The 8,007-nt window shown below is 64.1% G+C and carries 7 protein-coding genes; 3 read left to right on the top strand and 4 right to left on the bottom strand.

Going from position 1 to position 8,007, the window contains the following annotated elements; translation table 11 throughout:
- Together GJ693_RS11815 and GJ693_RS11810 are read left to right on the top strand one after the other, a co-directional pair.
- Positions 1-2,532 (top strand): TonB-dependent receptor (locus GJ693_RS11815; protein ID WP_408014573.1); only part of this gene is annotated, 2,532 nt, incomplete at its 5' end.
- Positions 2,533-2,724: 192 nt separating this feature from the next.
- A complete protein-coding gene (locus GJ693_RS11810) occupies positions 2,725-3,414 on the top strand; it encodes a hypothetical protein (RefSeq protein WP_156256501.1) in 690 nt (229 codons plus the stop codon).
- Between the two features lie 103 nt (positions 3,415-3,517).
- Here the strand turns inward: GJ693_RS11810 and GJ693_RS11805 are convergent, their stop codons facing one another.
- Positions 3,518-4,120 carry a TIGR02466 family protein gene (locus GJ693_RS11805; RefSeq protein ID WP_156256500.1) on the bottom strand — a complete coding sequence of 201 codons (603 nt, stop codon included), beginning with the start codon at positions 4,118-4,120 and terminating at the stop codon, positions 3,518-3,520.
- A gap of 124 nt (positions 4,121-4,244) precedes the next feature.
- On the opposite strand from GJ693_RS11805, the gene GJ693_RS11800 reads away from it, so the two are divergent.
- Positions 4,245-5,417, top strand: coding sequence for a right-handed parallel beta-helix repeat-containing protein (locus GJ693_RS11800; RefSeq protein WP_197042150.1), 1,173 nt, complete (start codon positions 4,245-4,247; stop codon positions 5,415-5,417).
- On the opposite strand, the gene GJ693_RS11795 is transcribed toward GJ693_RS11800, so the two are convergent.
- The 3 genes from GJ693_RS11795 to GJ693_RS16960 form a co-directional block, all read right to left on the bottom strand.
- A complete protein-coding gene (locus tag GJ693_RS11795) occupies positions 5,414-5,911 on the bottom strand; it encodes a GNAT family N-acetyltransferase (protein WP_156256499.1) in 498 nt (165 codons plus the stop codon). The genes GJ693_RS11800 and GJ693_RS11795 overlap by 4 nt on opposite strands.
- Positions 5,908-6,249, bottom strand: a complete 342-nt coding sequence (locus tag GJ693_RS11790) for an arsenate reductase family protein (protein WP_156256498.1) — start codon at positions 6,247-6,249, stop codon at positions 5,908-5,910. Before GJ693_RS11790 ends, GJ693_RS11795 begins: the two co-directional genes overlap by 4 nt.
- A gap of 201 nt (positions 6,250-6,450) precedes the next feature.
- Positions 6,451-8,007 (bottom strand): hypothetical protein (locus GJ693_RS16960; RefSeq protein ID WP_197042149.1); only part of this gene is annotated, 1,557 nt, incomplete at its 5' end.

Below are 8,007 nucleotides of genomic sequence, written 5' to 3'. Positions count from 1 at the left end.
CCCGCGGCTGGCCCGGCGTTGGTCCGCGCGCACCTGCTGCTGGGCGTTTCGGGCCTGCTGCTGGCCACCAGCCCGGCGCTGGCCCAGCAGGCCGCCGCCGCTGCGGACGATGACGCCGGTGAAATCCTGGTCACCGCCCGCCGCAACACCGAACGGCTGATCGACGTGCCGGCAACGGTGTCGGTGATCACTGCCGAAACGCTGGCCGCCACCGGCACCTTCCGCACCCAGGAACTGGTGCAGCTCACCCCCGGCGTCACCATCGTGTCGGGCACGGCCGAAGCCGGCGACACCCAGATCAACATCCGCGGCCTCAACGGCGCCCGCGACGCCGAATCCAGCGTCGCGCTGGTGGTTGACGGCATCCTGAAGACCAACACTGCCCAGCTGAACCAGGTGCAGGGCACGCTGCGCCAGGTCGAAGTCCTGAAGGGGCCGCAGGGCGCCATCTATGGCCGCAACGCGGCGGCCGGCGCCATCGTGATGACCACGATCAAGCCGGGTGACGTGCTGGAAGGCGCCATCCGTGCCAATTATGGTGAACTCGGCACCGGCCAGGCCTTCGCCTATCTCGCCGGGCCGTTTTCAGACAAGATCGGCTTCGTGCTGTCCGGCAATTACCAGACCACCGATGGCTATTGGCGCAACGAGTTCCTGGGCAACAGCAAGGTTGTCGACGACCAGGAAAATTATGGCATCGATGGCCGCATCGTCGCCAAGATCGACGATGCCACCACGCTCGACTTCAAGGCGCGCTATGCCCATCTCAAGGGCGCGTCGATCAACTTCAACGCCAGCTTCCACCTGCCCTATTTCGCCGGCGTGAACCCGGCCTTCTACGAGAACGTCAACAACCACCCGTTCCGTTATTACAGCAACATCCGCCCGACCAACGAGCAGACCACGTTCGAAACCTCGGCCCGGCTCGAGCATGATTTCGGCAAGGGCAAGCTGACCGCCTGGATGCTCTATTCCAATGTAGATCAGTCGCTGACGGCCGACGGCACCTCGGCCGATTTCGCCCGCTACACCTTCCCCGGCGCCACCCCGGCCAGCCAGGCGGCCAGCGCCCAATGCTTTGCCACCACCGCGCAGCTGACCGGCTATCCGCTCAACGCGCCGACCTTCATCGGTTCGGTGCCGACGCCCTTCCTGTTCGATCCGGTCAACGGTTCGACCTTCGGCGCCTACAGCCCGACCACCTGCGACGGCACCCAGCTGCAGACCCGCAAGCAGGAAGATCTGTCGCTGGAAGTGCGCTATGCCTCCGATCTGGATGGCCCGCTGAACTGGTCGCTGGGCGTCTATTATCTCAACATCGATCGTGAAACCGGCGTCAGCCTGGGCGCCGATCTGGGCCAGGGCGTGTCGCCCACGCTCTACAACCCGCCGGGCAGCAGCAACCCGACCAGCCAGCTGTTCAACGACCGCTTCCGCACCGATGTCTATGCCGCCTTCGGCTCGCTGGACTGGAAGCCGACCGATCAGCTGATCGCCGGTCTCGCCCTGCGCTATGACATCGAACGCCGCCGCGCCAACAATCTGGTGCCGCTGGTCACCGATCCTTTCACTGGCGGCCCGATCAACCCCGGCCAGGCGAATGGCCTGATCCCGCCGTCGGCCGCGACCTTCAAGCAGCTGGAGCCCAAGGTCACCCTGCTGTTCAAGGCGACGCCGACCACCTCGCTCTATGCAAACTGGGGCGTGGGCTTCAAGGCCGGCGGTTTCAACAACCAGGGCTCGGCTGCGATCGTCCGCAACAATTTCACCGGCCCCGGCACCATCGGCGCCGGCGTGACGATCAACGATCAATATCGCCTGGAACGCTCGTCGGCCTTCGAAGCCGGCATCAAGGGCAGCCTGTTCGATGGTCGTCTCAGCTATGACCTGGCGGGTTACTACACCCAGGTCCGCGACATGCAGTTCTTCGAATTCTTCGTCGGCAGCTTTGGCCTGCTGCGCGTTGTCTCCAACATTGACCGCGTCGATGTGTGGGGCGGCGAGCTCAATCTCAACGCCAAGCTGACCAGCAACTGGACGATCTTCGGCTCCGGCAACCTGACCGGCAGCGAGATCAAGAAGAACGCCAGCCGGCCCGACACGGTGGGCAACAAGAGCCCCTATACCGCCGATTACACGATCAACGCCGGCACCCAGCTCAGCCTGCCGATCAACGATGGTCTGAAGGCCAATTTCCGCGCCGATTATCGCTTGACCGGCCCGACCTGGTTCCACAGCGTCCAGAACCAGGAAAAGCCGACGCTGTTCAGCGGGCTGCTGCCGATTTCGGCGCTGGGCCTGCCGGCGTTCGTCGGCAACGCCCGCTATGACGTGACCAAGCGCAAGGCGTTCGGCATCGTCAACCTGCGCGCGGGCCTGGAAGGCAACAACTGGGCGGTTTCGGTGTTCGCCAACAATCTGCTCGACAAGAAGTGGCTGAACGAGGTGATCCCGGCCATCGAATTTGGTGGATCGTTCATTTCGCCGGGCCAGCGCCGCGTAATTGGGGGCGAAGTCAGCTTCAAGTTCTGATAGAGACTCGAGTCATGGGCTGTCTCCCCCCGGGACAGACCCACATGGCGGGGAGGGCCCGCCCGGCCCGTCGCTCCACCCCCACCCAGGAGCGACGGGCCGTTTGCGTTTTTGGGGGTGCGAGTTCAATCCGTTCCTTCGGCTTGCCAGTGCTGAAGATTGGCAGTTACGCTCCTTGATCGGAGCGACGCCATGGATTCTCGCATAAAGTTCGACGCGTTGATCAAAGCGCAGTTGATTCCCGATTTTTGTACCGACGAATATGCGCTGATCGTGCCAGATGGCTTCGATGAAAAATCGAACCGCGTCGCGGAGGCCGATGCAGAGGATTTTCTCCGTGCATGGGAAACTGGCTTGGCATCACACTTGGGTCGAGGACGATATCTTTTCGCCTCAGGTCGACTGAAGGAACAGTTCTTTTGGGAAGGCTCGAAGGAAGCGGCTCCTCGGAAATTCACACTATGGTTGGAGCCGATAATCACCCTGGGTGCCATTGGTCGTCTTCACTTGGACCATGGTTGGCCGGTGTCGCGCCTCAGATCGCAATCAAACGATGGTGCTTTTGATCTATTAGCGATCGCCGCAAACGGCGTCGATATTTCTATATCCGGCGAGGTGAAAAAGACTGAAAGAGAAGCTGATCAATTGATAGAACTTATGATTGAGTTTGGACAGAATCATTCGGCGCTTGAACCTTCGAAAGGAAAATTACAAAACGCATTCAGAAAGGTGCGATCTTTGCGATCAAATATTTCTCCAATCTTATGGATAATTGGTCCAGACCGATATGAACGTATATTCCAAGTAAATTACCAAAAAGACGGCATTATCGCGCTTAGTGAAACTGATAAAAAGTTACTATCATGCTCGATTCATCAATAGAAATTTATGGATATTTATGGATACCATAACTTAATTGCTGAGTGAGGCTAGCTTGATTAATCTCCCCGAAGCTTGGCGGCAGAAAAATTGATGTTGAGAGCCCTCACGCGAAGTTGAAGCTGATCGACACGCGCTCAGCCTTGGCCGCGCTGGGCATCACCTCATGGCGCAGCCAGCTTTCCCACAACAACAGGTCCCCCGCCGCCGGTTCGACGTGGACGAAGTTGCGTTGCTCAGGCGGCGCGTCGGGCGTGCGCGGCGGGCTGTGCATCAGCATTGGCAGGCGCGGGTCCTCGAAGCGGATGGCACCTGAACCCTCGGGCACCTCCACATAAAGCGTGCCGGAGATGATGCTGTGCGGGTGGATATGGCCGCTGTGGCCGCCACCGGGCTTGAGGACATTGACCCACAGGCTGTCGAGCTTGGGCTTGCGCCCCGCCAGATCGAGATGGGCGGCGGCGGCAAATTCGCTGGCCTGGCGCACCAGCCAGCGCGCCAGCTGGCCAAAGGCCGGATCGCGGGCCGGCAGATCGTTCAGCGAGGCATAGCTGGTGTAGCCGCGATAGCGGTGCGCGCGGCTCCAGCGGCGGCCAGCGGCATCATCGGCGGCCAGGCTGTGGCAGCTGTGCGCCAGATCGGCCAGCAGGCCATCGTCGGTCAGCCGGGCCTGCCACAAGGGCGTGGGAAACAGCAAGGTGATCGCCATGCCCCGCCCATGGCCGCTTGGCCGCGGCCGCGCAAGCCCAGCCGTGGCCGCCGGGCTGAATCCCGCCGCCCCAGCGCCGTTATCAGCCCAGTGACCGGCCCACGCCGAACCAATGGGAGACGCCATGACGACCCTGAACCGCCTGCACCTTGCCGTGGCCGCCAGCCTGGCATTGGCAAGCTCGGTCGCCCACGCGCAGCGGATCGTGGAACTGACGCCGGCCAGCAACCAGAAGACGGTGCTGGCCTCGCTGCAGCCCGGCGACACATTGCGGATCACCGGCAGCTTCACCAGCATCTTTGCCATGGCCAACCGCGATTTTGGCCGGCTCACCATCGATGCCAGTGGCGCGCAGTTCCTCGCCGGGCTGAAGATCAACAATGTCCACAATGTCAGCTTCATTGGCGGCACCTATGGCCGCAGCGACGTGGAGCTGGCGGCTTGGCAGACGGTGCGGATCGACAACAGCAGCCATATCAGCTTTGCCAACGCAACGGTGATCGGCAACGGTGACGACCGCGGCACCGGGCTGTTGGTGGCGACATCGAGCTTCGTGACGCTGCGCGACAGCCGGTTCCAGGGCCACCTGACCGGCATCGGCGTGCGCTCCTCCACCGACGTGATGGTGATGCGCAACCAGATCACCGGCAGCACCGCCGATGGCATCAACATCATCGACAACCAGCGGGTGATCGTCGGGTCGAACAGCTGTTCCGCCTTCGTGGCGTGGCAGGGCGGCCATCCCGATTGCATCCAGCTGTGGAGCCTCACCGGCCGGCCGCTGCAAGCCGATGTGTTCGTGCTCAACAACAGCTCGATCGGCTTCCAGCAGGGTTATCTGTCGTCGGACCCGAAGACCGGCAGCGGCACGCGGCTGCTGTTTGCCGGCAATTATGTGCTCACCAGCACATCGCACGGTATCACCTGCGGCAACTGCACCGAAAGCCAGTTCTTCGAAAACGTGATCTCCAACCTGCCGACTGCGGCGAACGGCGCACCGTCGCTGAAGCTCGGGCCGTCGCCAACCAACATCGTGGGCGTCAACCAGTTCTATGATCTGCGCGGACGGACCGACGGCTGGCTGCCGTCTCCCACCTGGAGCGCCTATGTGCCGGCGATCGCCGGGATGATCGGCAGCCGCTGGGATGGCGGTCTCTCCGCGTTTGGCGCGGCGAACGGCGCGCTGGCTGCAGCCGCGGTGCCGGAACCAGCGAACTGGGTGATGCTGGGCCTGGGCTTCGCGCTGATTGGCCGCAAATTGCGGCGGCGGCGCCAACCGCCGCACGTGATGGCCTAGCTGGTCAAGCTGCGCTGCATCATCACGATGTCGAGCGGCTTGCCGAACTTCTCGCCCACGGCTTTCAGCAGGCCAGCGCGCTCGAAGCCGCAGGCAGCATGCAGCGCGATGGAGGCGGTGTTGCCGCTGTCACCGATCACCGCGATCAGCTGGCGGAAACCAGCCTTGCCGGCCGCGCTGGTCGCCGCCGACAGCAGCGCCTGGCCGATGCCGGTGCGCTGCGCATCGGGGGCGACATAGACGCTGGTTTCACCGCAATAGCGATAGGCAGCCCGGTCGCGGAACTGGGTGACATAGGCATAGCCATCAACCTGGCCCATGGTGACATGCACCAGCCACGGCCAGCCGTGCGACTTCACCTGCATCAGTCGCTTGGCCATTTCGGCGGCTGATGGCGGCTCGATCTCGAAACTGGCGGTGCCGGTGAGCACGGCCGGCGCATAGATGGCGGCCAGCGCCGGCGCATCCTCCATGCGGGCAGGGCGGATGCTCACAGCGTTTCCGCCACGCGCTCGATCGGGCGGGCGAGCACGATGCCTTTGGGGCCGATCACCACCGGGCGGTTGATCAGGATCGGATCGGCCAGCATGGCGGCCAGAATGGTGGCTTCGTCGGCCTTGTCCAGCCCGCGTGCCTCTGCATCGGTGCCACGGGTGCGCAGCAGGGCGTGCGCGCCGCCAACAGCGCTGGCCACGCGCGCCAGCGTGGCGGCATCGGGCGGGGTTTTCAGATACTGGATCACGGTCACATCATGGCCCTGGTCCCGCAGCAGCGCCAGCGCATTGCGCGACGTGCCGCAATTGGGATTGTGCCAGATGGTGATGCTTGCCATGCCGTCGCGGTCCGTCGCCAACCCGAGTTTTCAATAGTCTGGCATGGGGCAGCGGGCGAAGTCCAGCCGCATGGTTACGGATATGGCCCGTGATTTTCGGGGGGCGCACAGCCCCCGCACACAACCGGGCCGCAGGGGGGCGATCCCTGCGGCCCGGCGTGGGGCCAACGGTGCGAGGCGCTGCGGCCCCAGTGCGCGACGTCAGACGATTTCCAGCGCGAAACTGGCCGTCTCGTCATAGTCATAGGCGTCGATGAAGCCGCCGCCATTGGTGTGCTTGGCATCGACGTGCAGATGGACCGAGAAGGTGCAGCGGTTGTGCGCCGAATGGGTGGGCGGAAAGGCCCCCAGCAGGGTCGAGAACAGCAGCGTGTTCGATGCTTCGGTGGCCAGTTCGCCCTGATCGGCGGTGCCGGTCTCGATCGTCCCGCTCGGCCCGTTGAGACCGCGCTGCCAGGTCAGCGCATAGCTGGCCATGAAGCTGTCGGCATCACCCGGTCCGCCGCCGGTCGTCACGCCTTCCTGGTGGAAGGCGCGGAAGCCGACCGAGAAGGTCGTGGTGCCGGGGCCAGACATGAACTGGCATTCGTCCGTGCTGGGAACGCCGTTCTTCCGCAGATCGACGATGTCGCCCGTCACCTTGCGGTTGTTGATCCAGAAGACATGGCCGCAATCGGCAAACGGCACGTTGGCGGTGATGGTCGGCGCGGTCCAGCGGCGGAACTGGAACGGCCTGGCCGTGCCGGGATCGCCGGCCGGTGCGCTCGCCGGCTTGATGCGGGCGCCGCCGGGGCCGAACAGTTCCAACAACAGCATATATTTGCCGTTGGGGAAGTCCGCGGCCGTCGTGTCCCAGATCTGGTGATACTGGCCGGCCAGCCAGTCCATCCCGCCCGACCAATAGGGCATGCGATAGAGGCCGATCTCGCCGCCAACATCAGCCGGCGCCACCGCCAGGCTGGTGGAGGTGGTGACGATCTGGCCGCTGACCGTGACAAAGCGCTGCCAGCTCACCGGGCCATCCAGCGTGACCGGCGGCCCGGCCGGATCGCCGGCGGCGTTTACCGGCACCACCTTCATCCGGTAGAAGACGACGATCCCGTCCAGCGTGGGCGATGACCACAGCCGCAGCCCCAGCCCGGTTGCCCATGGGCAGTCTGGCACTCCGGCAAAATTGATCAGGCCGCTGTTCGGCGCCAGGCTGGCCATGTTCGACAGGCCGGTCTGTGCCGGGAAGTTGAAATGGTGGGTGCCGGGCCCGCCGACATGTTCCAGCATGACGAAGGCGCTGCCGTCACCCGGATCGGGCGGGGTGGGGCCATCGCCGCACGGGCGCGCCTTGGGATGGGACGTGCGCAGATGCGCCACCTCGCCGGCGGCGAAATAATCCTGGCCGGCCAGCCCGTCATAAACGGTCACCCAGCCGCCGCCGATCATCTGCCGGACCTTGTAGGCAAAGGTCGTCCAGCAGCGCTGGCGCGGCGAGTGCCACTGGCGCGGGCGGCGATAGCAGAAATCAAATTCGCCGCTGGGCTGGATCGGCACCTCGCCCACCTTGCGCACGCTGCAATGGCACAGATAGGCCGACAGATAGGGCCGCTTGTCGACAAAGCTCGCGACATCGGCCGGGCGGATCTTCAAGAGCGCCTGGTAATCCTCGTAAATGCGCTCCGACGGGATGGTGCGGGTGATGTCGGGCGTGGGCGGCAGGCTGGGCGCCGGGCGCGGCGACACCCGCGGCGCGATGCGGCCGCGCGC

Origin of the sequence: Sandarakinorhabdus oryzae, from assembly GCF_009733735.1 — a bacterium.
Taxonomy (GTDB): Bacteria; Pseudomonadota; Alphaproteobacteria; order Sphingomonadales; family Sphingomonadaceae; genus Sandarakinorhabdus; species Sandarakinorhabdus oryzae.
Note: the sequence above shows the minus strand (reverse complement) of the source record. Positions and strands in the feature narration are given on the sequence as shown.

Bases quoted from the DNA above. Each gene is read 5' to 3' on its own strand.
- GJ693_RS11790 (WP_156256498.1), bottom strand. From the start codon at position 6,249: ATGGCAAGCATCACCATCTGGCACAATCCCAATTGCGGCACGTCGCGC.
- GJ693_RS11810 (WP_156256501.1), top strand. From the start codon at position 2,725: ATGGATTCTCGCATAAAGTTCGACGCGTTGATCAAAGCGCAGTTGATT.
- GJ693_RS11805 (WP_156256500.1), bottom strand. From the start codon at position 4,120: ATGGCGATCACCTTGCTGTTTCCCACGCCCTTGTGGCAGGCCCGGCTG.
- GJ693_RS11800 (WP_197042150.1), top strand. From the start codon at position 4,245: ATGACGACCCTGAACCGCCTGCACCTTGCCGTGGCCGCCAGCCTGGCA.